Source organism: candidate division TA06 bacterium (assembly GCA_016235665.1).
Classification (GTDB): Bacteria; Edwardsbacteria; AC1; order AC1; family EtOH8; genus UBA5202.
In genome coordinates, this window is record JACRJI010000016.1 from 1 (window position 1) to 25,709 (window position 25,709).

At 52.9% G+C, this 25,709-nt stretch carries 22 protein-coding genes and 2 tRNA genes; all 24 read right to left on the reverse strand.

The features are described 5' to 3' along the window. On the reverse strand, nucleotides 1-129 hold a 129-nt coding region (gene tuf / locus HZA73_10420), incomplete at its 3' end, for an elongation factor Tu (protein MBI5806442.1). A 136-nt stretch (nucleotides 130-265) separates the two neighbouring features. Beyond that, a tRNA-Thr gene (locus HZA73_10425) sits at nucleotides 266-341 on the reverse strand. A 345-nt stretch (nucleotides 342-686) separates the two neighbouring features. Further along, complete coding sequence (locus HZA73_10430) at nucleotides 687-3,476, reverse strand: T9SS type A sorting domain-containing protein (protein ID MBI5806443.1); 2,790 nt, start codon at nucleotides 3,474-3,476, stop codon at nucleotides 687-689. A 22-nt stretch (nucleotides 3,477-3,498) separates the two neighbouring features. Next, on the reverse strand, nucleotides 3,499-4,467 hold the full coding sequence (locus HZA73_10435; GenBank protein MBI5806444.1) for a hypothetical protein: 969 nt from the start codon (nucleotides 4,465-4,467) through the stop codon (nucleotides 3,499-3,501). 141 nt (nucleotides 4,468-4,608) lie between these two features. After that, nucleotides 4,609-4,685: transfer RNA gene (locus tag HZA73_10440), tRNA-Arg, on the reverse strand. A 138-nt stretch (nucleotides 4,686-4,823) separates the two neighbouring features. Next, nucleotides 4,824-6,017 (reverse strand): aminotransferase class I/II-fold pyridoxal phosphate-dependent enzyme, encoded by a 1,194-nt coding sequence (locus tag HZA73_10445; protein ID MBI5806445.1) that lies wholly within the window; start codon nucleotides 6,015-6,017, stop codon nucleotides 4,824-4,826. A gap of 222 nt (nucleotides 6,018-6,239) precedes the next feature. Further along, nucleotides 6,240-7,364 carry a sodium ion-translocating decarboxylase subunit beta gene (locus HZA73_10450; GenBank protein MBI5806446.1) on the reverse strand — a complete coding sequence of 375 codons (1,125 nt, stop codon included), beginning with the start codon at nucleotides 7,362-7,364 and terminating at the stop codon, nucleotides 6,240-6,242. Next, nucleotides 7,361-7,726 (reverse strand): OadG family protein, encoded by a 366-nt coding sequence (locus tag HZA73_10455; GenBank protein ID MBI5806447.1) that lies wholly within the window; start codon nucleotides 7,724-7,726, stop codon nucleotides 7,361-7,363. Before HZA73_10455 ends, HZA73_10450 begins: the two co-directional genes overlap by 4 nt. 12 nt (nucleotides 7,727-7,738) lie before the next feature. Continuing rightward, on the reverse strand, nucleotides 7,739-8,938 hold the full coding sequence (locus HZA73_10460) for a 4Fe-4S binding protein (protein ID MBI5806448.1): 1,200 nt from the start codon (nucleotides 8,936-8,938) through the stop codon (nucleotides 7,739-7,741). A gap of 101 nt (nucleotides 8,939-9,039) precedes the next feature. Further along, nucleotides 9,040-9,825 carry an electron transfer flavoprotein subunit beta/FixA family protein gene (locus tag HZA73_10465; GenBank protein MBI5806449.1) on the reverse strand — a complete coding sequence of 262 codons (786 nt, stop codon included), beginning with the start codon at nucleotides 9,823-9,825 and terminating at the stop codon, nucleotides 9,040-9,042. Nucleotides 9,826-10,093: 268 nt separating this feature from the next. Beyond that, nucleotides 10,094-10,219 carry a type II toxin-antitoxin system RelE/ParE family toxin gene (locus tag HZA73_10470; protein ID MBI5806450.1) on the reverse strand — a complete coding sequence of 42 codons (126 nt, stop codon included), beginning with the start codon at nucleotides 10,217-10,219 and terminating at the stop codon, nucleotides 10,094-10,096. Between the two features lie 116 nt (nucleotides 10,220-10,335). Continuing rightward, nucleotides 10,336-10,602 carry a hypothetical protein gene (locus tag HZA73_10475; protein ID MBI5806451.1) on the reverse strand — a complete coding sequence of 89 codons (267 nt, stop codon included), beginning with the start codon at nucleotides 10,600-10,602 and terminating at the stop codon, nucleotides 10,336-10,338. A 69-nt stretch (nucleotides 10,603-10,671) separates the two neighbouring features. Further along, entirely contained in the window at nucleotides 10,672-12,135 is a 1,464-nt protein-coding gene (locus HZA73_10480) for an MATE family efflux transporter (protein MBI5806452.1), read from the reverse strand. A 73-nt stretch (nucleotides 12,136-12,208) separates the two neighbouring features. Continuing rightward, complete coding sequence (locus HZA73_10485) at nucleotides 12,209-13,381, reverse strand: class I SAM-dependent rRNA methyltransferase (protein MBI5806453.1); 1,173 nt, start codon at nucleotides 13,379-13,381, stop codon at nucleotides 12,209-12,211. Between the two features lie 141 nt (nucleotides 13,382-13,522). Continuing rightward, a complete protein-coding gene (locus HZA73_10490) occupies nucleotides 13,523-14,383 on the reverse strand; it encodes a cation transporter (protein ID MBI5806454.1) in 861 nt (286 codons plus the stop codon). 34 nt (nucleotides 14,384-14,417) lie between these two features. Then, nucleotides 14,418-15,446 carry a radical SAM protein gene (locus tag HZA73_10495; protein ID MBI5806455.1) on the reverse strand — a complete coding sequence of 343 codons (1,029 nt, stop codon included), beginning with the start codon at nucleotides 15,444-15,446 and terminating at the stop codon, nucleotides 14,418-14,420. Nucleotides 15,447-15,584: 138 nt separating this feature from the next. Then, nucleotides 15,585-17,234, reverse strand: coding sequence for a hypothetical protein (locus HZA73_10500; GenBank protein ID MBI5806456.1), 1,650 nt, complete (start codon nucleotides 17,232-17,234; stop codon nucleotides 15,585-15,587). Nucleotides 17,235-17,290: 56 nt separating this feature from the next. After that, nucleotides 17,291-19,129, reverse strand: coding sequence for a translational GTPase TypA (gene typA, locus HZA73_10505; protein MBI5806457.1), 1,839 nt, complete (start codon nucleotides 19,127-19,129; stop codon nucleotides 17,291-17,293). 150 nt (nucleotides 19,130-19,279) lie between these two features. After that, the gene (locus tag HZA73_10510; GenBank protein ID MBI5806458.1) at nucleotides 19,280-19,729 is read right to left on the reverse strand and encodes a DUF559 domain-containing protein; all 450 of its coding nucleotides are present in this window, start codon (nucleotides 19,727-19,729) and stop codon (nucleotides 19,280-19,282) included. A 109-nt stretch (nucleotides 19,730-19,838) separates the two neighbouring features. Beyond that, the gene (locus HZA73_10515; protein ID MBI5806459.1) at nucleotides 19,839-20,825 is read right to left on the reverse strand and encodes a HEAT repeat domain-containing protein; all 987 of its coding nucleotides are present in this window, start codon (nucleotides 20,823-20,825) and stop codon (nucleotides 19,839-19,841) included. A gap of 104 nt (nucleotides 20,826-20,929) precedes the next feature. Beyond that, on the reverse strand, nucleotides 20,930-22,159 hold the full coding sequence (locus tag HZA73_10520; protein ID MBI5806460.1) for a lipoprotein-releasing ABC transporter permease subunit: 1,230 nt from the start codon (nucleotides 22,157-22,159) through the stop codon (nucleotides 20,930-20,932). Nucleotides 22,160-22,204: 45 nt separating this feature from the next. Further along, nucleotides 22,205-23,677, reverse strand: coding sequence for a lysine--tRNA ligase (gene lysS / locus HZA73_10525; protein ID MBI5806461.1), 1,473 nt, complete (start codon nucleotides 23,675-23,677; stop codon nucleotides 22,205-22,207). A gap of 34 nt (nucleotides 23,678-23,711) precedes the next feature. After that, nucleotides 23,712-24,485, reverse strand: coding sequence for a nucleoside phosphorylase (locus HZA73_10530; GenBank protein ID MBI5806462.1), 774 nt, complete (start codon nucleotides 24,483-24,485; stop codon nucleotides 23,712-23,714). 59 nt (nucleotides 24,486-24,544) lie between these two features. Next, nucleotides 24,545-25,639 carry a M23 family metallopeptidase gene (locus HZA73_10535; protein ID MBI5806463.1) on the reverse strand — a complete coding sequence of 365 codons (1,095 nt, stop codon included), beginning with the start codon at nucleotides 25,637-25,639 and terminating at the stop codon, nucleotides 24,545-24,547. Nucleotides 25,640-25,709: the final 70 nt, after the last annotated feature.

The window sequence follows — 25,709 nt, forward strand, 5'->3', positions numbered from 1 at the left end:
CTGGGCCAGACCCTGCTCCGACAGGTACTTCGTGATCGCGCTGGTCAGGGTCGTCTTGCCGTGGTCCACGTGACCGATCGTCCCGATATTCACGTGAGGCTTCTTACGCTCAAATTTTGCTTTGGCCATGATGGTTTCTCCTATGATGATCTTTGGATTATTTTCTTTTCCCACTAAAACTTGTCCTGAGTTAGCCATGGCGGATCGAAGGAAACGCTAAATGTCAGTTTAGCGCTTTTCGTGCGTTTCGTGGGCGGTAATTATCTGGAGCCCACCACCAGGATTGAACTGGTGACCTCGTCCTTACCAAGGACGCGCTCTACCGACTGAGCTAGGTGGGCTTTTATCCGTAAAAACAATAATAGACCCCTGCCCCCAAGGCTTTAATTTTTTACTTGGGGGCTAATTTTGAGGCAAAGAATATCTATTATATCAAAAAATCTGTAAAAGTCAATACAAAAATTGGATTTACCACCATTTTTTCTACCGGCTAAACCGCCAAAACCGTACCTGAGTCATCTGGAACTTTATGTATCTCCCGTTCCCCGTTCTGAAACAACCATCTGTTCCCTATCATCTAACCCCAATGATCCGTTCCCTGTTATCTATTCCCAAGTCTTGGTGCGCCTGGCCCGAGTCGAACGGGCGACCTGCGCCGGATACGCACTATTCAACTATTTACAGCGTTATTTTACAACAACCAGTTTCTTTATCGCCTGGTAATCTCCAGCATTTAATTTATAGAAATATACGCCACTGGCAGCTTTGGCGGCATCCCAAGCAATTGTATAATGACCCGGCTTCTGATTACCCATTTCGAATTGTTTTACCACCTGACCTGAAATATTATAAATATTTAGTTTCACGTTGGATGATTTTGGCAATTGGTATTTAAATGATGTGAGCCTATTCGTCGGGTTAGGATAACTTGGCGAAAGGGCATACTGCAAAGGTATGTTATTAATAATATGCTGTTCGACATTTTTGGGTTCTTTCTCGTTTCCTCCAGTTACACCATTGTTAACATAAGGAAAAGAAAAACTGGGGTAATTATAAATATCCAAATGTTCAACGGCCTCAGCAGTAAACGTGCTACCCAACTCTACATTAAAACCGCCGAGTAGATCTATATACCCGCTTGTTTTTTCCGTTGTGAATTTTATGCGACTACTGCCAGTAATATTAGTATTACTTGCCGAAACATAATTAACACCATATAATTCATCATATACTGTTTGATAGTTATTTATTGTTGTGTCAATAGCTGATTGATAGTAAGGAACAATCTTATAAAACCTACCTTCACCCGGGTTCAGTGTAACTGTCAAGCTATACGATGTATCGCGCGAAGGGAATATTTTACCGTTACCCCACGCATAAGTGCAATTGCAGAAAGTGTCAGCTTCTGCAGTATCGGCAATTATGTGTTTCAAACGGAATGGATAGGGATAGTTGAATTTTAATGATATGCTGCTTGTATCGATAACTGTTGCACAGTTTGTTGTTCTTCTGTTAACAAGCATGAAATACTTCTCATTATTGTCTGTAAAAAGACCTACATCCATATACAAAGTACTGCCTGGGGCTTTCACGGCCTTAATAAAACCATTTGGATATTGGATCTCAGAGCCATTTCTCAGGCTATCAATACCATAAACAATGTCACTTGTTCCGCGTTTTAGAATACCACCGATTTTCTTCAATAAGAGATGCGCTGTATCAACTGCATACATCTGTGGAGTACAATACCAGCCACCACTATCAGGATTATATTGTTTTAAACCTTTCACTACAACATTAGCAGTGCTATCACTGCCCCAGTATTCATAGGTTAAGCCTTTTGCCCCATAGCATAATGCTTCGTAAATCTGTAGTTTTACTTCTTCACTCGTCGGGAAACGTGCCCCACCAATGTCACCAGTCTGAACCCAACCATATGTCTGTATACTGTTAATAAAATTTCTCTGTCTACTTTTACATAAAGTTCTCGCAGACTGTAATTGAAAAGATATTTGTCTTACAATCCACTGATAGTCCTCTTCGGTGCTTACTCCGGCAGTATTAACTCCAATATTATGCAAAGAGTCTCGTGGATTTATGCCAAACGGCATTATATGTGTAGCCAAATTTGGTGTATAGGCAGAATCATCGTTTGCATTTAAAAAATATCTGTAGCTGTGTACTTTATAAATATTCGTGTCCGGTGGGTAACCAATTTTTTCACACATATAGGGATAGTTTCTCCACACCATGTTTGAATAATTAATTCCGCCAAGGCTGTCCACAAAAAATTTATTGATACGATTATATGTACCATACGAATACGCTCGGATTTCATCAGAAATATAAATACCACCATAAGCAGTGATTGACGAACCTGCCATTTGTTTAATTTTTTCTTTCATCCTATTTAACGTAGCATAAATAGTATTATCATTAAGGCGTAAAGCCCGACCGAAAGTATCTTCAACACAAATTCTATCTACTACAATTTTGGTATCGCCAATCCATGACAATGAATAACGAAAGGCATGATGCGTAAATGGTCTTTCATAGTATTGATTTCCCATACTCCAACCATCAATATCATAAACAATCGCACTATCTTTTTGGAATCGAACAGTTTTTTCCACAAAAGCATTTAATGGCAAGCTATCCAAAGTTAAAATACTATACCAATGTGTTGTATCTGTATGATTTATATGCACGTACGGCACTAACAACGTGTCGGCTTGGTCATCAATAACTTCTACATTTAAAGTACAAACGACAGCCGTCCCATTTTGTGCACCAGACAATCTCATTAGCCTAAACGTAGCATAGTATGGCATAAAAACACTTTGGGCCCCAAAATTAACTGTATTCCCACATTGAGGTATTTCTTGTTCCTTAATATCATGGTCGAACCATGTAGTATCACGGCACGGATATTCATATTTATATGCTGGATACCTAGCTTTTACTCCATTAATTACACGGCAAGCTTGTGATTGTCCTGGTTCGATGTACTGGGCATTAAAATACACACCCGACACACTGTCGGAAGCTCCTTCGACATTTGTATCTCTGACTGCGGTGGGGCATTTTACATAATAGTAGTTTGGGGCCGTTAAATTATTGTCTGCGTCTTGGGTGTCAACTTCACATTCATATATATTAGAATGACCTGCACCAATTATGGGTAAAATAATACCAGTAACTGGATCTTTTAGTGAATTGATCATAACCTTAATACTACATGAAGCTGCTTCCTGAAATACTTGCCCTATTGTTGATTCTTCGTAATTGACCCATATAGAATTGAATCCATGATGTTTTGCTGTATCAGGATGCTCATGCCAATCTGGATCATAACCTACACCAGGGCTACCTAAGCCACATGGAAAAAAAAATGTGCCAATATAAAATGTCGTATCTTGTGCACTACATAAAGTTGTAATGCACCAGCAAGAAAGAAGAAATATTATTCTTTTCATTATCACACCTAACTATCTTCTTTTATGGTGTTTTGGTTGCATTTGTGTCCAAACCCTTCCAATAACCATTGGTGTAACACCATAAATGTTTATCGGCAGAATCATAATATATCCAGCCATTACTTGGGCTCGTCGGCTTTGTCGATCTAGGTGTTAATTTTAAAATATCAGTAATTGTCGTTACACCGCTGGTATCTACAGAGAATCTTGCTTTACCCCCAGAGTGCAATCTAAAACTTATGGCATTAACATCAGCATTCCACGTAGGATATGTGCCTGCACCTTTAAAATTGATCTCACCACCTTCAGTTGAAGTATTTTGTGGGTCAAGAATTAATGTATCAAATTGGGCTGAGCCGTTTACCTCAAGTTTAGAAGATGGTGTTGCTGTCCCTATACCAACCTTACCATCGCTCAGAATATTAAATCTTTCAAAACCAGGATTGAATATTCTAAATCTATTTTGATAAACATCCAAGCACCATGATTTATAGGAAGTACTTGAACTATCAAACAATATTTGTCCACCTTCAATTCCAGCATAAGTAGAATCTTCTGCGGTTAGCCTTAAAACACGCGTTCTGACATCGCCTTTCACGTCAAGCTTATAAAGTGGTATTGGTTCTCCAAGACCAACCCTACCACTTGTTGTAATACTCATACCATGTGTAAATGAAACGCCATTGTTACCGGTATAGCCAATATAAAAATTATTTGGTTCAGAGCCAAAACCATAGCCTCTTTTTTGGATAAACCAAAAGACACCGGGGTATAATAAATCATTCAGCCGTAATTCAACGGCACTAGTAGTTCCACTACCATTTAAACGCATCACACAACCATCAGTAGTATTTGAATCAACTACATCTAATTTTACAATTTGCGATTTTGTCCCAATACCAACACGCCCATTAGCATTTACATTGAGCTGGGTATATGCAATAGTGCTGAAGAAGTAACTTATTGTTAAGAGCATCATTATTTTTTTCATTTTAACCTCATTATTATAAATTGTTAATTTTCTTTTTTTATTATACTATATTGTGCGTCAATTGTCAAATATTATATTTTTGTGAACGACCGGTATAAAAAAGTCTTCTCTTTATTGTAAAAGAGAAGACTTTTTTATACTTGGTGCGCCTGGCCCGAGTCGAACGGGCGACCTGCGGATTCGAAGTCCGACGCTCTATCCAGCTGAGCTACAGGCGCACTTGAATTGCTACCTTGATGCCGGGCTTCCTTGCGTCCAGTCCTGAGCGGCTCGACTTAGCTCGCAGAAGTCCTGTCGAAGGAAGCTACAGGCGCGGCTCAATTTACAGTTTACAATTTGCAATTTAAATTTTGCAATCAGCAATTGGAGAGAGCCTGGTCCAGATCCTCGATCACATCCTGGGGGTCCTCTATGCCCACCGCGATCCGCACAAAACCCGGGGTCATCCCCAGCGCCGCCAGGTCGGCCTCGGAATAGGACAGGTGGGTGGTGGAGGCCGGGTGGGTGACCAGGGTGTCCACGCTGCCCAGGCTGACCGCCAGCTTGCAGAGTTTGAGGTTGTTCTGGAACTTCCGGCCAGCCTCGCGCCCGCCCTTGATGTCGATGGCCAGCACCCCGCCGTAACCGCCGCTCATCTGCTTCTTGGCCACGGCGTGGGAAGGACAGGACTCCAGGCCGGGATAGCAGGTCTTTTCCACCTTGGGATGCTTCTCCAGGAACCGGGCGATGATCATGGCATTCTGGGAATGGCGCTCCACACGCAGGGGCAGGGTTTGCAGGCCCCGGGACATCAGCCAGGCGGTGAAGGGCGCCATGCTGCCGCCCAGGTTCTTGTAGGCGATGGGCTTCATCTTGTCGATCTCGGCCTTGGAGGCCACCACCACTCCGCCGGTGGTGTCGCCGTGACCGCAGATGTACTTGGTGGCCGAGTGCATCACGATGTCGGCTCCCATCTGGATCGGCTTCTGCAGACAGGGGGTGGCGAAGGTGTTGTCCACCGCTACGGTTATCTGGCGGGCCTTGGCCGCCTTGATGGTCTCGGCCAGGTCAACTATATCTAAAGTGGGATTGGCCGGAGTCTCCAGGTAGACCAGCTTGGTCCGGTCGTTGATCTTCTTGTCCAGCAGGTTGTGGATGTCGTTGGCCGGGACGTAGATGATCTCGATATTCATCTTGGGCAGCAGGTCCTTGAACAGCCCGAAGGTGCCGCCGTAGATGGGGGCCGAGGAGATGATGTTGTCTCCGGGGCGGCAGTAAGTGAAGACGATGGCCGCGATGGCCGCCATGCCCGAGGCGAAGGAAAGGCCGTCGTCGGTGCCTTCCAGCAGGGCCAGCCGCTTTTCAAAATCCTGGCAGGTGGGGTTGCCCAGCCGGGAATAAACGAAGCCCGGCTCCTGGCCGGACATCACCGCCGCGCCGTGCTCGGCCGAATTGAAGACGAACTCCGAGGACTGGTAGATCGGCATGGAGACCGGCTTGATCTTGCTCAGGTCCTGCATCCCGCCCCCGTGCACCGCCAGGGTGTTGAACCGTACTTTTCCGTGAGACATTTTTTCGCCCTTCTATGAATTTGTTTTAAAAAAAGATTGCATCCGTAAGGAAACCAGCCATTGCGCCGAAGCGAAGCATGGCAGTAAAATGCAGGAATTATTTTTTGGGCAAATGACACTATTTCATGTTAAACTGAACATTTCCCAAAATAATCTTTCTGATCTGCGTGAATCAGCGTCTGTAAAAGTTTCGTTTCATCCCGACCAGTGGAGGATATCAGATTACTTTAACAGGGAGATCAGCACCCCGGCCGCCATGGCCGTGCCCAGCACCCCGGCCACGTTTGGTCCCATGGCATGCATCAAAAGAAAGTTGTGCTTGTTCTCCCGCTGCCCCTCCACCTGTGTCACCCGGGCCGCCATCGGAACCGCCGAGACCCCGGCCGAGCCGATCAGGGGGTTGATCTTTCCTCCGCTGAGGACGTAGAACAGTTTCCCCAGCAGCATCCCCCCGAAGGTGCTGAACCCGAAGGCGATCAGCCCCAGGGCCACGATCTTCAGGGTTGATAGGCTGAGGAAATTGGCGGCTTCCATGGTGGACCCCACCGAGGCCCCCAGCAGGATGGTGACTATGTTGCACATTTCATTCTGCAGGGTCTTGGAAAGCCGCTCGGTCACCCCGCTCTCCCGGATGATGTTCCCCAGCATCATGGTCCCGATCAGGGCTATGGCCTGGGGCAGCAGCAGGGCGGTGATGATGGAAATGGCGATGGGAAACGCGATCCGCTCCCGGTGGCTGACCTGCCGCAGCTGCTTCATCTCGGTGGTCCGTTCCTTTTTGGTGGTCATCAGCCGCATGATGGGCGGCTGGATCAGAGGAACCAGCGACATGTAGGTGTAAGCCGCCACCGCGATCGGGCCCAGCAGGTGCGGGGCCAGCTTGCCGGCGGTGAAGATGGCGGTGGGGCCGTCGGCCCCGCCGATGATGCCGATGGCGGCCGCCTCGGGCAAACTGAAACCCAGCGACACCGCGATCAGCAGGGCGGCGAACACTCCGAACTGGGCGGCCGCACCCAGCAGGAAAGTGATGGGATTGGCCAGCAGCGGCCCGAAATCCGTCAAAGCGCCTATGACCATGAACATCATGGTGGGCAGCACCTCGGTATTGACCCCCACGTTGTAGACCATGGTCAGCAGGCCCTCGGTCCCCACCACGTTGGACAGCGGCAGGTTGGCCAAAAAGGCCCCGAAACCGATGGGCAGCAGCAGCAGCGGTTCGAAGCCCTTGAAGATCGCCAGGTACACCAGCACCAGCGAGACCAGGATCATGATGCCGCTGCCCAGGGAGAGATTCGCCATCCCGGACATCTGGACCAGCTTTGACAGATGTTCAAAAATGATGCTCATTTCAGGTTGCTCCTCTGGGCCGCTTCCTGCAGGGAGACTATCCTCCACGAGCTTTCCGGGCCGGAGGCATTCCTGTCCGGCTGGGAGATGGCTACGGATCCGGGTTCAACGCCAAGCTCCGACGTCAATGCTCCCATTACTATGGCAGTCAGCTCCTCCTCTTCCCCGTTCTCATTCACGTGGACTGCCGGGATCTCAGGCGAAGGACCACCCAGGAGATGGACCACCGGCTTGTCGTTCCGGCCAGCTGCGGTGCCCACTACATATATCACCCCGGCCATTATGGCCAGGGCGATGAAGACTATGCTCTGGGAAATCACGCAGACGGTCAGGGCTCCGCCCATTCCGGTAAAATCTGCCATTTTTCCTTTCTTTTATTTGCCGCAGGTTTCCTGCAACTTTTTAGTAAGGGCCGGCACCACTTCAAAAACATCGCCCACGATCCCGAAATTGGCCACCTTGAAGATGGGGGCGTCGGGGTCCTTGTTGATGGCGATGATGCAGTCGGATGACTGCATGCCCACCAGGTGCTGGATGGCACCGCTGATGCCGCAGGCCACGTAGAGCTTGGGAGCCACCGTCTTCCCGGTCTGCCCCACCTGGTGGGAATAGGGGATCCATCCGGAATCCACCGCCGCCCGGGAAGCGCCCACCGCCCCGCCCAGGGATTTGGCCAAGTTCTCTATCAGCTTGAAGTTCTCCGGGCCCTTCATCCCCCGGCCGCCGGAGACGATGATGTCGGCCTCGGTCAGCTTGACCATGCTGGTGATCTCCTCCACCACTTTCAGCACCGAGGTGCGGGAAGCCGGCATCTTCTGGTTATAGGGTACATTGATCACCTTGCCCTGCCGGGTACTGTCGGGAACAGCCTCCTTCATCACCTTGTGGCGGACGGTGGCCATCTGGGGCCGGTGGTTGGGGCAGATGATGGTGGCCATGATGTTCCCGCCGAAGGCCGGCCGGGTCTGGAGCAGTATCCTCTTCTCCTCATCGATGGCCAAAGCTGTGCAGTCGGCGGTCAGCCCGGTGTGGGCCTTGATGGCCACCCGGGGGATCAGGGCCCGGCCGATGGTGGAAGCCCCGCAGAGCACTATCTCCGGTTTATGCTGGTTTATCAGATCGGCCAGAATGGCGGCGTAGGGCTCGTCGCAGAAGTTCTCCAGCAAGGGATGGGACACCGCATAGACCTTGTCGGCCCCGCGCCAGACCAGCTCCCGGCAGGCCTGCTCGATGTCTTTGCCTAAGATCACGGCCGAAAGTTCCGCGCCCAACGTGTCGGCCAGCTTGCGCCCCTCGCCCAGCAGCTCGTAGGCTATGCTCTGGACCGCCCCGGCCTTCTGCTCGGCAAAGACCCAGACCCCTTGGTAGCCGCTGATGTCGGCCTGCTCCGCCTGGTCCTTGCGAAGCATGATGGCGTCGAACCCGCAGGAGGCCACGCAAGCCCCGCACAGGGTGCACTTGTCGTCGTCGATGACGGCCAGGTTGTCCTTCAGGCTGATGGCCCCGTAGGGGCAAGATGACAGGCAGGCTCCGCAGCCCACGCATTTGTCCTGGATGATCTCTATATCGCTCACTTTTTACTCCTGTATGAATATGGAAGACAGAATATTGAATTCACAATATGGCATTCTGTATCCCGTCTCCAGTATTCTGTATTCAGTATTTAGAATTCTGGTCAGATGATCTGCTGTTCCTTAAGCCCGTTGACCACTACGGCCACCGCTTCGTTGACATCGCCCTGCAGTAGTACTCCCCCGGTCCGGGCCGGCGGGGTGAAGATCTTGACCACATTGGTGGGCGAGCCGTTAAGCCCGATGTTCTTCTCGTCGGCCCCGATGTCGGCCGCCTTCCAGATTGTGGTCTGGTAGGACTTGGCCCGCATCTTGCCTTTAAGCGAGGGCAGCCGGGGCTCGTTGATCTCCTTGACCACGGTGAACACCACCGGCAGGCTGGTCTCCACCACGTCGTAACCGTCCTCGGTCATCCGCCAGACTTTGGCTTTCTTATCGTCTATCTCCTCGATTTTTTTGACGTAGGTCACCTGGGGGATATCCAGGAACTCGGCCACCCCTGGACCGACCTGGGCGGTGTCGCCGTCGATGGCCTGCTTGCCGCAAAGGATCACCCCGTAATCCCCGATCTTTTTGATTCCCATGGACAGAGCGTAGCTGGTGGCCCAGGTGTCGGCCCCGGCAAAGGCCCGGTCGGAGAGCAGCACCGCTTCGTCCGCCCCCATGGACACCGCCTCCTTGAGGGCCTCTATCACCTGGGGCGGCCCCATGGAGATGACGGTGACCCTGCCCCCCAGTTTCTCCCGGATCCTCAAGGCCTCTTCGATGGCGTACATGTCGAAGGGGTTGATGATGGACGGCACGCCCTCCCGGATCAGGGTGTTGGTGGCCGGGTCTATCCGGACATCGGTGGTGTCCGGCACCTGTTTGATGCAGACTATGATGTTCATTTTCTACCTGTAATGTTGATTGCTGATTTACCTGCTCCCGCAAAATACGCAAAAAAAGCAAAAAAAGTTTTTCCTTTTTCCCCAAGGGAGACAGAGCAGAACCAGTTCCATATTTTCGATTATTTTGCGTGTTTCGCGGGTATCCCTTCGTAACTAAAAAAGAAGATTACACAATAAACATTGTGTAATCTTAAGAACAGAATTTTTATTTTACCATAAAATTTTATGAGTGTCAAATCAAATGAACCCATCCTGACAACCATTTTCTTTACCGGTAAATGTCCTTCCGATGCCTTACCGCCCAAATAATAACTTCTTTTTCTTTTTGGTCAATCGAATAAACAACCCGGTAATTCCCCTGTCGTATCCTGCATATACCATCTTTTCCAGACAACTTTTAAAAACCAGGCGGGAAGGGATTGGTTTTCAATGTTTCAATTTGTTTTGCAATCCGCTCTACCTCATTATCCGGCAGGTTATCAAGGTCTTTAAAAACCTTTTTATGGAACCTTATTTTGAACAACTGCTTTTCGTCCGGCGTTTTTTAAGATACGCATTGAACGACGTTTCCGCCACCAAGTGTCCTTCATTTTTCCTTTCGACCGCCAGCCTCAGATCCCCGGCATCATCGGCAATTTCCTCCAGCTTTTCCCTGATGGCCTGGGTTACCAGGTAGCTTAGCTTTATGCCGCTTTTTTCGCAATACCCGGCCAACTTTCCCTTAAGCTCAGCCGGAATCCGGACCCCCAGCATCACCTGTGTTTCTCCTGTTTTCATGGTTTTCCCCTTTGTTAACATTTGTTAACAAATTATAACATTAGTTAACGCTTTTGTCAATAGCCGGCCTCACTCCACCGCCGGCGATTCCGGGTGAATGATCAGCGACGGGGCCAGCGGCTCTATCACCCGCATCCCCTTCCATTTGCCTCCCCGGAACCGGAAATAGAAGGCCAGGCCCAGTATCACCACATAGGCCGAGGCGATGGTCCAGGCGGTATATATCCCGGCCCCAAAGACGGCCAGGGCCAGGTAGCTGGGGACAACCAGGGCAAAAAGGGACAGGATCAGCAGCATGTACATCACGAATTTGGTGTCTCCGGCCCCCTTGATGGCCGAGGAAAAGATGATGTTGAAGCCGTCGAACAGCGAATAGACCGCCACGAAGCGCAGCAGGACGATGGTGGTCCGGCGGATGGCCTCGAACCGGGCGGGATCGGCATGGGCGGCATAGGGCATCAGGAAGACTTGGGGCCAGAAGAAATACAGCAGGGCCACCGCCGTCATGTAGACGAAGGTCATGTGGAACCCGGAATAGACGCTGTACTGGGCGGTCTCCGGGTCGTCCTGGCCCAGGTACTGGCCCACCAGCACCGAGGCGGTGATGCCGAACCCGATCATCGGCATGAAGGCCAGGGTGTTGACGTTGAAAGCGATGTTGGTGGCCGCCAGGTTGTCGCTGCCCAGCCGTCCCACCAGCAGGATGAAAAAGGTGAAGCCGCTCATGTCCAAAAAGAACTGGACCCCGTTGGGGAAACCGTATTTGAGCAGGGCGGAGAGCTTGGTCCGGTCCAGCCGCCAGCCGCTTAAGGTATGGAAGACCCGGTTGTATACCGGCCGGAAGATCAGCACCGAATAAGCGATGACGGAGAACACCGCCGAGAAGACCGTGGCCCAGGCGGCCCCGGCCATGCCCATCTCGGGGAAACCGCCGTGGCCGAAGATCATCAGATAATCGAAGACCACGTTGACCGCGGTGGCTCCCAGGTTGATCCACATCACCGGCATGGTCTTTCCCAGCCCGGAATAGAACCCGGACAGAGCCGAGGACACCAGGGCCGGAAAGGCCCCGGCGCAGAGGATGGCAAAATATGTGGTCTCGTACCTTTGCACCAGCGGGTCGTGCCCCACCGCTTGGAAGATGGCTCCGGCCCAGGGGATCAGCAGCATCACCGCCACCGACCCGGCCGCCGCCACATAGACCGCCTGCCAGATCACCGGGCCGATCTGCTTGTTCTGTTTGGCCCCGTAATACTGGGCCACGAAGGTGCCGGCGTAACCCACCGTTCCCAGGAAGATGGTCATCACCGCAAAGTTCAGCATCCCGGCCGGCATGGCCGCCGCCAGGGCCTCCGGCGAATACCAGGCCAGGTACATCCGGTCCACGAAATGCTGGACCGCCCAGGAGCCGGTGGACAGGATCAGGGGAAAGGCGATAAGAAGCACCTGGCGGTATCCGCCGGGTGCCTGCCAACGGGTTTTTAGATAACCCTGGGGATTTTTAAAAAATGAAACGATCTCCGGTGTCCTCATGTAAAAAAGTTCAAAGCGCTGGACCTCTCCCTTTCTCCCTCTCCTAAGGCATTAGAAGAGGGACGGGGTGAGGTCACTCCACCACCATGATGGCGCACTTCAGATACTGGGTCTCCCGGCAGGCTAAAAGCACCGGGTGGTCCTTGGACTGGTGCCGGAACTCCAGCAGTTTCAGGGTCCGGTTAGCATCCCGGGCCGCGTCCACCAGCATCACCTTGAACTGCTCGTCGTCCACGTGGTAGGAGCAGGAGCAGGAAAGCAGGATCCCGCCGGGGGAAAGCAGTTTCATGGCCCTTAAGTTTATCTCCTTGTAGCCCTTTAGGGCCGACTCGATAGATTTCTTGTTCTTGGCGAAGGCCGGCGGATCCAGGATTACCACGTCGTATTTTTCCCCGCTCTCCACCCGCTCCTTTAAGGTGTGCAGCACGTCGGCCGACTCGAACTGGCAGAGGCCGGAAAGATTGTTCAGCCCGGCGCTTTTGATGGCCTGCTCGATCGCCCGGTCCGAGATGTCCAGCCCCAGGACGGATTTGGCCCCGGCGGCCGCGGCGTTAAGGGCAAAGCCCCCGGTGTGGCAGAAACAGTCCAGCACGCTCTTGCCCTTGACATACTGGCGCAAGGCCAGCCGGTTGTCGCGCTGGTCGTAGAACCACCCTGTCTTCTGGCCGTGCTTGATGTTGACGGCGAATTTTAGCCCGTTCTCCTCTATCACCACCTCGGGCTTAAGCGCCCCCAGCAGCACGCTCTCGGTCTCCCTTAAGCCTTCCAGCACCCGGGAGTAGCTGTCGCTCCGCTCGTAGATGCAGGCCGGGTGCAGCACTTCGGTCAGTGCTTCGACAATGAGATCGCGCCGGATGTCCATGCCCAAGGACATGATCTCCATCACCAGCTGGTCGCCGTAGCGGTCGACCAGCAGGCCGGGCAGGCCGTCGGACTCGCCGTACAACAGGCGGTAGTCCGAGCTTCCGGGATAAACGGACTGCCTGAGCCGGGCGGCGGCGGAGATCTTGGTGACCATCAACTCCAGGTCCAGCTCCAGGGCGCCCCTGGCATACAGCCGGACGGCGATCAGCGATTTGGGATTGTAGAACCCGGAGCCAACTATGTAGCCCCGGCTGTCGTAGACCTGGGCGGTCTGCCCCGGCGTCAGGTTGTCCGGCAGTTTGTCTATCTCGTTGGAGAATACCCATGGATGCCCGGACTTGATCCGACGTTCCTGGTTTTTGCGTAAAGTGATCTTTTGCATTTCTTCTTTCTTTGCCGGGACATGGAATGCCATGTCCTTGCGTTGGGGCAATACACCTGTCCGACGTAGCCGCTAACGGTGGCGTAGTAGGATGAATTGCCCTTTCTTATAGGGAGCGGACAGCTGCCTGCCCTTACTTTATTAGTGCTGGGGCGGCTCCACGTGGATGGTCAGACTGACCTCGGGCAGCTCCTGGCCCAGTTCTTCCTCCAGATGGTCCGTCAGGTTATGGGCCTCCTCCACCGTTTTTTCGCCCTTCACCGAAAGGTGGAACTCGGCAAAGACCCGGCTGCCGCTGCGCCTGGTCTTGATGTCGTGATAATCCACGAACAGCTGGTCGTGCCGCTTCAGCACCTCGATGATCCGGGCCTCCTCCTCCGGGCAGGACTGGTCCATCAATCCGGTGGAGGACTTTTTCATCAGTTCGATGGCCATCTTGATCAGCAGACCGGACACGGCCAGGGCCAGGACCGAATCCAGAAAATGCCAGCCGGTAAACTTGGCCAGAAACAGCCCGGCCGCCACCGCCGCAGAGGAAAGCACATCGGAAAGCAGGTGTTTGGAATCCCCCTCCAGGGCCAGGGACCCGAATTTGCGGGCGGTTCGAAAAAGCAGCCAGGAAAGCAGGCCGTTCAGGGAGGTGGCGGCCAGGGAGATGATCAGCGCAAAGTTGATGTTGGTAAGCTCCGCCGGGTTGATCAGCCGGCCCACCGCCTTTTCCGCTATCATCACCGCGGCCACCAGGATCAGTATCCCTTCTATCAGGCTGGAGATGTTCTCCACCTTCTGGTGTCCATAATTGTGGGTGCGGTCGGCCGGTTCCCCGGAAAGGTAGACGGCGTAGATCATCATCCCCGAAGCCAACAGATTTACGATGGATTCCAAGGCGTCGGAAAGCAGGGCCACCGAGCCCGAGAGATAATAGGCCGCCAACTTCAGCACGAAAATTACCAGGCCGCCGGCCAGTGTCATCCAGGCCACGTTCTTTTTGGTGATGCTCATAAAGGCTCGTTATGGATGTTTCACGATATTTTGTCTACCCTTTGTTGGAAGGGAAAGCATGACAACCTTGCTGCTTCATGGCCGCTATGGCCGTTTCAAAAGAATCCTTAAGGGCATTGCCCTTTTTCCCCAGGCAAAACGGACAGGCGTGGAAATCGCCCCGGGAGTCTATATACAGGTAGCGGTCCCCGGCCCCAAAACAGCCGGTCCGGCGCTGATAATAGCCGGGATAGGAAACGATGGGATGCAGCAGACGGGCTGAGCCCGAATTGGTGTTTATATAAAATGAATCCAGCAGATCCGTTTCCGGCTTGGTAAGCTCCACCTCCTGCCCAATAAAGCGGCCGGCCTGTCTGGGTTCCAGGATCCTGATGAAATCAACCTGCCATTCTTTGGACAGAGCCAAATATCTGTCAAGATTCTCCTGGGTGACGAAGGACCTGGTGGCGCAAAGCGAAAGGCTGACCGCCAGTCCGGCCCTGCGGCAGTTGGCGGCCGCTTCCTTGGCCCAGTAAAATGACTGTTGATGGTTCCTGAAAGTATTGTGCTGAACCGGGTCCCAATGGTCCAGGCTGATATTGGCCCCGGTCAATCCGGCTTTTGACAAAGCCTCCGCTTTTTCGGCGGTCAAACCGAAACCGGAAGTAAGGATCCAAATATCCATGTCCCGGCCGTATCTATTCGTCAGATGAAGCAGGTCATCAAAACGGATCAACGGCTCTCCCCCGCTCAGCTGGACATGGCGGATGCCCTGTCCCCGGATCTTGTCCATAATGGTTACCAGATCCGCCGGCGACAGGTGCTCCCCGGCGACCAGGTTGTCCCATTCGTAGCAATGCCGGCACTGCAGGGGACAGCGGCTGGTGATGGCGAATATCACCGTCTGCAGGGGTATCCCCTCCGGCCGATCCGGCAGATAGCGTCCCAACTCGTTATCTATATACTTGTCAAAGGCGGCGGAGGGCCAGCCCGGCGCGTCGGACTCCCAAAAATAGCGGCCTTGGGAATGGACATACCGGCTGCCCTTGGGCGAATCAAGGATCGCCCGCCTTCTTTTCAGCATCCGGGCAAGCAGGGACAAGGCGCGTAACGGGTTCGGTTCGCGGCGGAGAATGCGCTTCAACATCCCCCACAACAGGCCGCACAGGACATTATTGTTTTTCGAAGTTGAGCTTATCAGCATAATGTATTGGTTGCCGGACTAATTCTTGATCCCTTGCAGCCCTGAGCTCAGCAATTCCAGGGAGAACCGGTTCAATCTGCCCGGCTGAAGAAAAGCCTCCAGATACTTGCGGTCCGGCCTGCCTTTGGGATCCTGCAGTATCTTGTAATGGCCTTTGCTGTGCAAGAATACCGACCGGCTCATGCCCGCTTCCGCCGGGGCGGCGAAGGTCAGCACCGCCTCATCGCCGATCTGGGGCTGGGAATAATATTTCCCGTCATCTGCAGCCAATAGCGGGGCGACATCTATTCCCTTGTCCGTGATGGCCTGCGTAATGGGAACCACTGTTGTCTTTACATCCGTATTGGAAGAAAAATCGATCCCGGCGTAATCCAGTTCCCAGAACAGGGTCCCGGCTTCCAGTTTTACTTCCAGCGGCCCGGGATCGGCGCCAGAGATGTCCAGCGCCAGCACATCCTCCCGGTAGGCCATGGGACCCGGCAGGTTGAACTGGTCCACCCGTTCCCAAACCCCGTTCTTTTTAAGAAACACCTGCAGAAATACTCCCTGGGCGGCCATCCAACTGCTGATCGAATCCCCGGAAACCTTTAACTGCCTGTCCTCCCACTTGTGGTAATAGCTGCCGAACAGTTCGTGAAAACGCTTGAAGGTGTAGTCTATCCAAAGATTGTTCTTGGCTCTAAGCAGCAGTTTGGCGCTACCAGCCCCGGCCGGGCGGTCAAAAGTAAGAACTACACCGTCGGTCTCAGTTTGACTCTCGATGGCCCCTTCTCCGCTGTAGCTAATGGTATCCTGGTTTGACAATTCCAGGCGCACATCCTTGCCCCTGAGATTCACTGCCTGGACCGGAGCTTGGATTTTGCTCATCGTCTGGCAGGCCCCGTTCTTGTCCATTACGACTTTTGTGTCCCGTGGATGATCGACCACCACCAGCTCGGCCAGGTTGGTGTGCTGTATCTCCTTTACCTTATTGGCGATCTTGATCCGGTACTGGCCGTCAGTGGGTTGCAGGCCGCCCAGTGCCAGGTAATCGTGCCGCTCCAGCGAAGGATAGGTGGCTCCGCTGTATATCTCGCCGATGAATTTGTATTGGCCGTTTTCGTAAGCATAGATAAAAGGACAGGATTCACCTTTAGCAGATAATGCGATCAGCACAAAAATACAGAGTCCTATCCCGGCTCCTGCAACAATACTTGACGCTATATCTATCTCGCTGACCGAATATAAGACCTTCCTGACATCGCTGAACTTAAAACTGATGTTCCCCAAACTATCCTTATCATATTTTGTAACGTATATATCCACCATGTTGGGATCGGGAATATTAACATGGGTCGAAGACCCGTCACGGTTCGTCACCAGATAATAACCGACAAAATTATCAGCCGTACCTATCGCCTTTGCCGAGAACACACTATCTTTGGCCGTAACCCATGAAAGATGAAGGATGTCATCATTGGTGTGCAGGTAAACGCTTTTTCCCTGATTAATAACCATGCTTTGCACCTCACTGTCCACCTCGTTTCGTCTTACATAACTTGGATTGCCTGTGCATCCCAGGGTCAGGTTCAGCAGGGCCGCCACCAATACCAGGGCCAAGGCATTGAAGACCGGCCGGGATATCTTGGACCCGGCTAAGGAAACGGTTTGTTTCTTCTCGTCGTTCATGGCTTCTCCTATATTTGTTGGGGCAATTCATGAATTGCCCTTACGGTTATCGCCCGTTACTCCATTTCCTCCGGCTTCACCCTTCTGGCCCTTCTGCGGTCTATGTCGGCCAGGATCTTCTTGCGCAGCCGGATGGACTTGGGGGTCACCTCCACCAGCTCGTCGTCGGCAATGAACTCCAGCGCCTCCTCCAGGGTCATGATCTTGGGCGGGGTCAGCCGGATGGCCTCCTCCGAGCCGGAGGACCGCTGGTTGCCAAGCTTTTTTTGCTTGGTCAGGTTGACCACCAGGTCGTTCTCCTTGGGCCGCTCGCCCACTATCATGCCCTCGTAGACCCTGTCGCCCGGCCCCACGAACATCATCCCCCGCTCCTGGATGCCGTCCAGAGAATAGGAGGCGGCCACCCCGGTCTCCATGGCCACCAGCACCCCGTTCTGGGTGGTGTTGATCTCGCCCTTGTAGGGCTGGTAGCTTTCGAAATTGTGGTGCATGATCCCGGTGCCCCGGGTGTCGGTCAAAAACTGGCCCCTGAATCCTATCAGTCCCCGGGCCGGTATGATGAATTCCAGCCGGGTGCGGCCCTTGCCGTCGGCCTTCATGTTCTGCATCTCGGCCTTGCGTCCGCCCAGCCGCTCCATCACCGGGCCCACGTAGGCGTCGTCCACATCTATCACCAGGTATTCAAATGGCTCGCACAGCTTGCCCTCGATCTCCCGCATGATCACCTCGGGCCGGGAGACCGCCAGCTCGTAGCCCTCGCGCCGCATGGTCTCTATCAGGATGGAGAGGTGCAGCTCGCCCCGCCCCGAGACCTTCATGGAATCGGGCGAGCCGGTGTCGTCGATCTTGAGTCCCACGTTGGATTTCAGCTCACGGTACAGCCGGTCCCGCAGCTGGCGGGAGGTCACGTACTGGCCCTCCTGCCCGGCAAAGGGGCTGGTGTTGACCGAGAACAGCATGGCGATGGTGGGCAGGTCTATGTCCACATAGTGCAAAGCCTCGGGCTTCTCGGGGTCGGCTATGGTCTCGCCGATGTCCACGTCCTCGAAGCCCGCCATGGCCACGATGTCGCCGGAGCCGGCCTCCTCGATCTCGATCCGTTTCAGGCCTTCAAAACCGTAGAGCTTGGTGATCTTGCCGGTCTCGATGCTGCCGTCGCGCCTGATCCTGGAGGCCTTGCCCGCCACCCTGATGGAGCCGTGCAGGATGCGGCCGATGGCCATCCGGCCCACGTAATCATTGTAGTCGATGGAGGTCACCAGCATCTGGAAAGGCTCTCCGGGATTGCCCTGGGGCTCCGGCACCTTGTCCACTATGGTGTCCAACAGCGGCAGGATGTTCTTCTGGGGATGCTGCAGGTCGTTGGTGGCGGTGCCGTTCTTGCCCGAGGAATAGACCACCGGAAAATCCAGCTGCTCGTCGCTGGCGTCCAGCGAGACGAACAGATCGAAGATCTGGTCAAGCGCCCAGTGGGGCCGGGACTCGGTCCGGTCCACCTTGTTGATCACCACGATGGGCTTGAGGTTCAGCTTCAGCGACTTGGAAAGCACGAAGCGGGTCTGGGGCATGGGGCCGTCCACCGCGTCCACCAGTAGCAGCACTCCGTCCACCATGGAAAGCACCCGCTCCACCTCGGAGCCGAAGTCGGCATGGCCCGGTGTGTCCACGATGTTGATCTTGTATCCCCGGTAATGAATGGAGGCGTTCTTGGAGAAGATGGTGATCCCCCGCTCCCGTTCCAGGGGGTTGGAGTCCATCACCAGTTCCGGCACTTCTTCGTTGTCGCGGAATGTGCCGCTCTGCCGGAGCAGGGCGTCCACCAGGGTGGTCTTGCCGTGGTCCACGTGGGCAATGATGGCTATGTTCCGGATCATTTTGTCGTTGTTATTTGACATGGGTTCCAATTACATTTATATTGTGGTTTTTTGTTTATAAAGCCCCATGGGCATAGCCCGTGGTACCAAGACCTAAGTTACCCCGCCGTGAGCTGGGCTGTTCGCTATATTTTATCGGCGACATCCGCCGAAGCATCTTTTCTATCGCATTCATCCACCCCGATAAATCGGGGTGGTGTTCTGCGTAGGCGGATAAAATAATGCCCGTTGCCTGGTTAATATTTCCCTGACATATATTTTCAATTTTTGAATGACCAGATCGATGTTGTTGATCACTTCTTGGTTTGAGAACCGGATAATCCTCAATCCGTTTTTCTTTAAAGCATTTTCTCTCATGTTGTCGTAGTCTTTCTGGGTTTCATGGATCCCGCCGTCTATCTCCACCACCAGCCTCTGGTCGCCGCAATAAAAGTCGGCAATGAATCCATCTATGACCTGCTGACGGTGGAAATGCATACCATCGATTTTGTTGGCCCTGACTGCATTCCAAAAACAGCATTCGGCCAAGGTCATATTGCGACGCAACGCCTTGGCCAGGGCCAGCTTTTCCGGGTTCACTCTCTGAAAACGGGTTACGCTTTGTTTAGGTTTAATTGGCATAGCAAGGGGTAATGTGTGATATTATTTTGACCTCTCTCCTGCCTCTCCCCTGGAAGGGGAGAGATCACAGTATTCCCTCCCCTCCCAGGGGAGGGATAAAAGGGAGAGGTCACTTTTGGGGCTCCCCGGTTATCTTGTACCTCCCGCCCTCTTTCTTCTCTATCTTAAAACCCTGCTTCAGCAAGGCCTCATAGGCCGCCAGGCGCACGTAATCGTCCTCGTCCTCCAGGGCTTTCTTCAGGGATTTCACCGCCTTCTTGTCGTTCCAGCCGTCCAGGCCCCGGGCGGCGCAGGCCCTTATCTCGAAATCATCGTCCTTCAGCGATTTCAGCAGGTGCTTGAAAACCTGTTCCTGGCGGATGGGGGCGATGACCTTCAGGAGATTGATCTTCACTATCCGGGCCTTGGATCTTTTGTGAACCATCAGGCTGTCCAAGTGCAGGGACAGGGAGTCCGGGGAATAGTTCTGCAGATTCTGAAAGGCCAGCGAGGAAAGATTGGAGTCTCCCAATATTTTGATCAGGGCCGGCTCGGCCGGATAATAGACGGTTCCCAAAAGTTCCGACAAAGCGCTTTCCCTTATCCCTGCCGGTTCCTGCCCCAGCAGGGCAGCCCATTTGGCCGGGCGCTGTTTGGGTTTGGCTTTTTTGGCATTACTGTATCCGGTAATGGCCTTGGCATAAGCAGGCAGTGCGGTATCGGACAGGATCACTGCGCCCTGCTTGCCGCCGAAAAGGCTGTAACAGCTTTTGGGGTTGATCTTGTTCTTGGACAGATAGCTGGCGGATGAAGTGCCTTGCGACAAGAAGAACAAAACCTTTTGCCCTTCGGTCAAAATGCGCTTGGCGCTCTTATACTCGTCGGTCTGCAGGAGGTAAATGATCCTGTCCTTGGCCTTGGGATTTAACGGGCCTTTTAGGGACTGTTCCCATTCCACCTTATAAAGGTAATCGCTGGTGATCACGCTGTCCCGGGACTTGGCGTTGACCTTGGCTGCTATCGGCCGGATCTCTTTGACTGTGCCGTAAACTATCAGCTTGACCCGGTCGATCTTCTCGCCCAGCAGGTACTCCTGGTTCAGCGCAGCATTGCACATAGAAGAGAAGTGAAGTATGAAACCGAGCGTTATAAAATATATTTTGGCTCTGTGGTTTTGCATACTAAAGTATTTTGTTTTTGATTTTTGATTTTTTATTTGTTTCATTCGTACCTGATCGCCTCTATCGGATCCAGCCGCGAAGCCTTGTAGGCCGGATAAAGGGCCGCCAGGAAAGTTATCAGTATGGTGGAAACCGAGACCAGGACAAAATCCCCGGCCTGCATCTGCACCGGCAGTTTGTTGATGAAATAAACGTCTGCCGGCAGGGTCACGAACTGGTATTTGGCCAAAAGCAGGCACAGAGAGTATCCCAGCCCCATGCCCAGGACTGTGCCGATGCCGCCCACCAGCAGCCCCTGGAACATGAATATCTTCATGATGCTTCTGGAGGTGGCCCCCATGGATTTAAGTATCCCGATCTCCCGGGTCTTCTCGATCACGGTCATGATCAGACTGCTGATGATGTTCAGCGCCGCCACGATGATGATCAGGGCCAGGATCAGGAACATGGCCGTCTTCTCCAGCTTTAGGGCCGAGAACAGGCTCCAGTTCAGGTGGATCCAGTCATTATAGCGGTATTGCGGGCCCAGCAGTGTTGTGATCTTCTTGCCAACCTCAGGGGCCTGATAGATGTCCTTGATCCTGACCTCGATCCCGGTGACCGCCGGGCCCATCTCCAGAAAACTTTGGGCCTGGTCCAGCCCGATGTATCCCATGGTGGAGTTGTACTCGTACATCCCGGCGTCGAAGATGCCGGTCAAAATGAAGCGCCTGGTCTTGGGGATCAGCCCGAAGGGAGTGGCTTTCATGGACTGGGACGAGGTTACCGTCAGGGTGTCGCCCAGATAGGCCCCCAGCCGGTCAGCCAGGTCCAAACCAAGGATGATCCCCGGCAGGCCGGAGGACATGGTATCGAACTTCAGCTCCCCGGCCACCATGTTCCTGGAAATGTCGGTGACACCGTGCTCCAGCTCCGGGTCCACCCCCCTCAGCACCAGCCCGTCCACTTTGTCCCGTTTGGCCACCATGCACTTGGTGTAGATGAAGGGTGAACTGCTGATCACTTCGGGCAGTGCGTTGATCTTAGGCACCAGTTCCCGGTATCCGGTGATGGACTGGTTCTGGTATTTCAGGATTATGACGTGGGCGGTGGTGCCCAGGATCTTGTTGCGCAGCTCGGTCTGGGCCCCGTTCATCACCGAAAGCACCGTCAGCAGGGCGGCCACGCCCACCGTCACCCCGGCAAACGACAGCACGCTCATCACCGAGATGAACCCGGTCCGCCGTTTGGCCTTGAAATACCTTTTGGCTATGAAAAACTCGTAGGACATTTAACCGACTGTAAATTGTAAACTGTGAATTGTTAATTGTCCGGGTCACTCCGGTTTCATGGTCGGGAAGAATACCACCTCGCGCACCGTCTCCGAGTTGCTGACGATGGCAAAGAACCTGTCTATCCCCACCCCAAACCCGCCGCAGGGGGGCATGCCGTGTTCCAAAGCTTCCACAAAGTCGGCGTCGTACATCTGGGCCTCGGCGTCGCCCTTTTCCCTTAGCCTGGCCTGCTCCTCGAACCTGATCCGCTGGTCCAGCGGGTCGTTCAGCTCCGAGAAGGCGTTGCCGATCTCGGCCCCGGCGAAGATGGGCTGGAAGCGCTGGGTGTAATTGGGGCGATCGGCGTGCTTCTTGGCTAGGGGCGAGATGTCCAGGGGATGATCTATCAGGAAACAGGGCTGGATCAGGCTGGGCCGGATCATCTTCTTGTAGAGCTGGTCTATCAGCCGGCCCCGGCCCAGCTTGGGGTCGGGCTTGATGCCGTGCTTCTCCAGCTCCGGTTTAAGTGACTCGGCGGTGGGGAATTTGTCCAGGTCTATCCCGGCCTTGTCTATCAGCAGCTGGCGGTAATCGTAGCGGGGCCAGGGACGGTTGAAGTTCAATACTTGGTCCTGGTATTTTATCTCCAGCGTCCCAAATGTCTCTTTTATGATATGGCAGTACATCTCCTCAGTGAAGTCCATCAGCGTCTGGTAATCCACGTAGGCCCAGTAGAACTCCATTAAGGTGAACTCCTGCAGATGCTGGGTGCTCATCCCCTCGTTGCGGAAAACCCGCCCTATCTCGTAGACCTTGGGGTAACCGCCCACGATCAGGCGCTTAAGGTGCAGTTCCAGCGAGATCCGCAGGAACAGGTCCAGGTCCAAAGTGTTGTGATGGGTGATGAAGGGCTGGGCGTCGGCCCCGCCGGGAACCAGCTCCATCACCGGGGTCTCCACTTCCATGAAGCCCCTGGAGTCCAGAAAATCCCGCAGGGATTTGACGAATTTTGTCCTTTTGATGAACAGCTCCTTAACCTCGGGGTTGGCTATCAGGTCCAGGTAGCGTTTGCGGAACCGGGTGTCCACGTTCTGCAGGCCGTGGTATTTTTCCGGCAGGGGCAGCAGCGATTTGGAGAGCAGGGTCAGCTTCTGGGCCTGGACGGTGAACTCGCCGGTGTGGGTCTTGAACACCGGGCCCTGGACGCCCACGAAGTCGCCGATGTCGTACAGCTTGAAGGCCTGGTAGGCTTCGGCCCCCACTATGTCCAGCTTGGCGTAGCACTGGATCTTGCCGCTGGGATCGGACAGCTGGAAGAACGAGGCCTTGCCGTGCCCCCGCACCGCGGTGATCCGCCCGGCGATGTCCACCGTTTCCTGGGAAACGATGAACTGATCGGCGTCCTTTAGTATCTGGGCGGCGGTATGAGTGGCCTGGTATTTGGCGGGATAGGGGTTGATCCCCAACTTGCGGAGTTCTTCCAGTTTGTGAAGCCGCTCGGCCCGCTCCGGCACCTGTTCAAAATGTTCGGACATATATTTATTCCTTTTAAATTGTTTTCTCGATCAACTAATCAAGCAGCGCCGTTAAAGCCACCTTGTATATCGTCTCCAACCCACGGTCGGTCTTTTTCAAATGGAATTTCGGTTTCCATTGCATCTCAGCCAAAGAATCGCTGATGGTGAACAAGGCGCTCAATTCCACCTTGCGGTATTGCGCCACAGCGAACAAGGCGGAGGCCTCCATCTCCACCGTGGCCACCCCCTCTTTCTGATACTGCCTGGCCTCGGCCACCGTTTCCCGGTAAGGGGCATCAATGGTCCAGCTGGTCCCGGTCGTATATTTGAATTTCAGTCCATCCAGCGTCTTTTTTATCTTAGAGGTCAGTTCCCTGGAAGCGCAGGAATATTTTGCCGGCTTCAGGTAATGGTAGGACGTTCCTTCGTCCCTGATGGCCCTGTCGCAAACGATCAGGTCGCCGATCTTGATATTCTTCTGCAAAGTCCCGGCGGTGCCAATGGAGATGAACTTTTTAACGCCCCAGGCTATTAATTCTTCCACCCGCGTCACTACCGCCGGAGCGCCAAACCCAAAGCCGCCGATCACGGCCACCCGGCCACCGGTCTCATCCAGCAAAAGCATGCCCCGGCACATTTCATCGGTCTTGGTGGTCTTGTGCTTTTCCAGGATGTGTTTCATCAAGCTCGGCTGGTAGCAAAGGATGATCCCGTCCGGTATTTTGAAACTTGGCCCCCTTCCCCTCTTTTTTTGATAGGCAATGAAGTCACGGGGGGCGAACATCGCTTCCTGGGCGTGCTTATTTTTTAGATTTGGAAACGCCATGTTGTATTCTCATGTTATTCGGATATTTTCAAGGATCCTCACTGCCTTTACTTTCAATTCTATCCGGCATGCACCATTGAATTGTTTTCCTCGATGAAAGGCACCGGTTCTCCACAAATGTCCTTCAGATTATTGAACCGGCAAGGCAACCCCCGGCCAGTCAATATGCTTGGTCCATTCATTAACTGAAAGTGAAGATGCGGGGCATCGGAATTGCCTGAGTTACCCAATCGTCCGATAATTTGCCCTTGTTTTACAGCCTGGCCATTTTTTACTGTTAAGCTTCCGGGGATCAAATGGGCATAGCAAGAATATTCATTCCCTTTATGCTTAAGTACTATATAATTGCCGGCCAACGCAGCGACAAAGCCACATTTTTCGCGGAGTCTGTCCCATTCATGTTTCGGCAGACGGGAACCAAATCCCCGGGGGTTTTCAGGAATATCGTTAAAGCAATCTACCACCTTGCCGCCAGCAACGGCATGGATGTTCTTTCCGTAACCTGGATAATCTTTGTTGGCTGTTTTCTTTTTTGAACAGAACTTGAAGTCTTTGGTGATCTGAATAAAGTCCATGGCAAATTCCTGGCCATAGCACTGGCGATGTATATAAATATTGTCGTAATTGTTGATAGCCAACCATGCCCCCTTCAGCGGGAATATATATCTGTTTTTATTCTCATACTTAACGATCGGGATCCTGGAAACCGCCTTTTTCTCTTTACCTGCTTGAAGATAATGTACCGACACAACGCATTCATCAACAGGTGATTGATTGAGAATTCTAAAATGTTCTTGTAGAATGCCGGTTTCCTGACCTGGCTTTAAAATTGTTTCATTGGACATGTTATCATTGTCCCATAATTTTTCAGTCCCTAAGATTAGTTGAGATATTTGAGCCGGGGAACTGCTAATGCGAGCCACTCTTTCCACAAGCTTTTTTGTCAAAGATTTCAGACATCCTGAGGTATAGACCATCTGTTTTACAATTTTGCCCTTTATCTTAATATCAAATACTATTTTGTTTGTCACAATAGTATCTGGTGTCGTATTCTTGATCCTTATCGCTCGCACTAAAAAGTCAGACTCAATATTCGTGTTGACCTTCCGGCAGATATTGATCATGAAATCCTTGGGAAGAAAAGTTATCTTCATTACATATCCCTTTTCTCATGTTTTTTATTTAATTATCCACGGCGAGAATACGACTGCCAGCGACAGAGGT

Bases quoted from the DNA above. Each gene is read 5' to 3' on its own strand.
- HZA73_10475 (MBI5806451.1), bottom strand. From the start codon at position 10,602: ATGAAAACAGGAGAAACACAGGTGATGCTGGGGGTCCGGATTCCGGCT.
- HZA73_10515 (MBI5806459.1), bottom strand. From the start codon at position 20,825: ATGTGCAATGCTGCGCTGAACCAGGAGTACCTGCTGGGCGAGAAGATC.
- HZA73_10535 (MBI5806463.1), bottom strand. From the start codon at position 25,639: ATGAAGATAACTTTTCTTCCCAAGGATTTCATGATCAATATCTGCCGG.
- typA (MBI5806457.1), bottom strand. From the start codon at position 19,129: ATGTCAAATAACAACGACAAAATGATCCGGAACATAGCCATCATTGCC.
- HZA73_10435 (MBI5806444.1), bottom strand. From the start codon at position 4,467: ATGAAAAAAATAATGATGCTCTTAACAATAAGTTACTTCTTCAGCACT.
- HZA73_10485 (MBI5806453.1), bottom strand. From the start codon at position 13,381: ATGCAAAAGATCACTTTACGCAAAAACCAGGAACGTCGGATCAAGTCC.
- HZA73_10530 (MBI5806462.1), bottom strand. From the start codon at position 24,485: ATGGCGTTTCCAAATCTAAAAAATAAGCACGCCCAGGAAGCGATGTTC.
- HZA73_10495 (MBI5806455.1), bottom strand. From the start codon at position 15,446: ATGCTGAAAAGAAGGCGGGCGATCCTTGATTCGCCCAAGGGCAGCCGG.
- HZA73_10450 (MBI5806446.1), bottom strand. From the start codon at position 7,364: ATGAGCATCATTTTTGAACATCTGTCAAAGCTGGTCCAGATGTCCGGG.
- HZA73_10465 (MBI5806449.1), bottom strand. From the start codon at position 9,825: ATGAACATCATAGTCTGCATCAAACAGGTGCCGGACACCACCGATGTC.
- HZA73_10520 (MBI5806460.1), bottom strand. From the start codon at position 22,159: ATGTCCTACGAGTTTTTCATAGCCAAAAGGTATTTCAAGGCCAAACGG.
- HZA73_10510 (MBI5806458.1), bottom strand. From the start codon at position 19,729: ATGCCAATTAAACCTAAACAAAGCGTAACCCGTTTTCAGAGAGTGAAC.
- lysS (MBI5806461.1), bottom strand. From the start codon at position 23,677: ATGTCCGAACATTTTGAACAGGTGCCGGAGCGGGCCGAGCGGCTTCAC.
- HZA73_10455 (MBI5806447.1), bottom strand. From the start codon at position 7,726: ATGGCAGATTTTACCGGAATGGGCGGAGCCCTGACCGTCTGCGTGATT.
- HZA73_10480 (MBI5806452.1), bottom strand. From the start codon at position 12,135: ATGAGGACACCGGAGATCGTTTCATTTTTTAAAAATCCCCAGGGTTAT.
- HZA73_10445 (MBI5806445.1), bottom strand. From the start codon at position 6,017: ATGTCTCACGGAAAAGTACGGTTCAACACCCTGGCGGTGCACGGGGGC.
- HZA73_10490 (MBI5806454.1), bottom strand. From the start codon at position 14,383: ATGAGCATCACCAAAAAGAACGTGGCCTGGATGACACTGGCCGGCGGC.
- HZA73_10430 (MBI5806443.1), bottom strand. From the start codon at position 3,476: ATGAAAAGAATAATATTTCTTCTTTCTTGCTGGTGCATTACAACTTTA.
- HZA73_10500 (MBI5806456.1), bottom strand. From the start codon at position 17,234: ATGAACGACGAGAAGAAACAAACCGTTTCCTTAGCCGGGTCCAAGATA.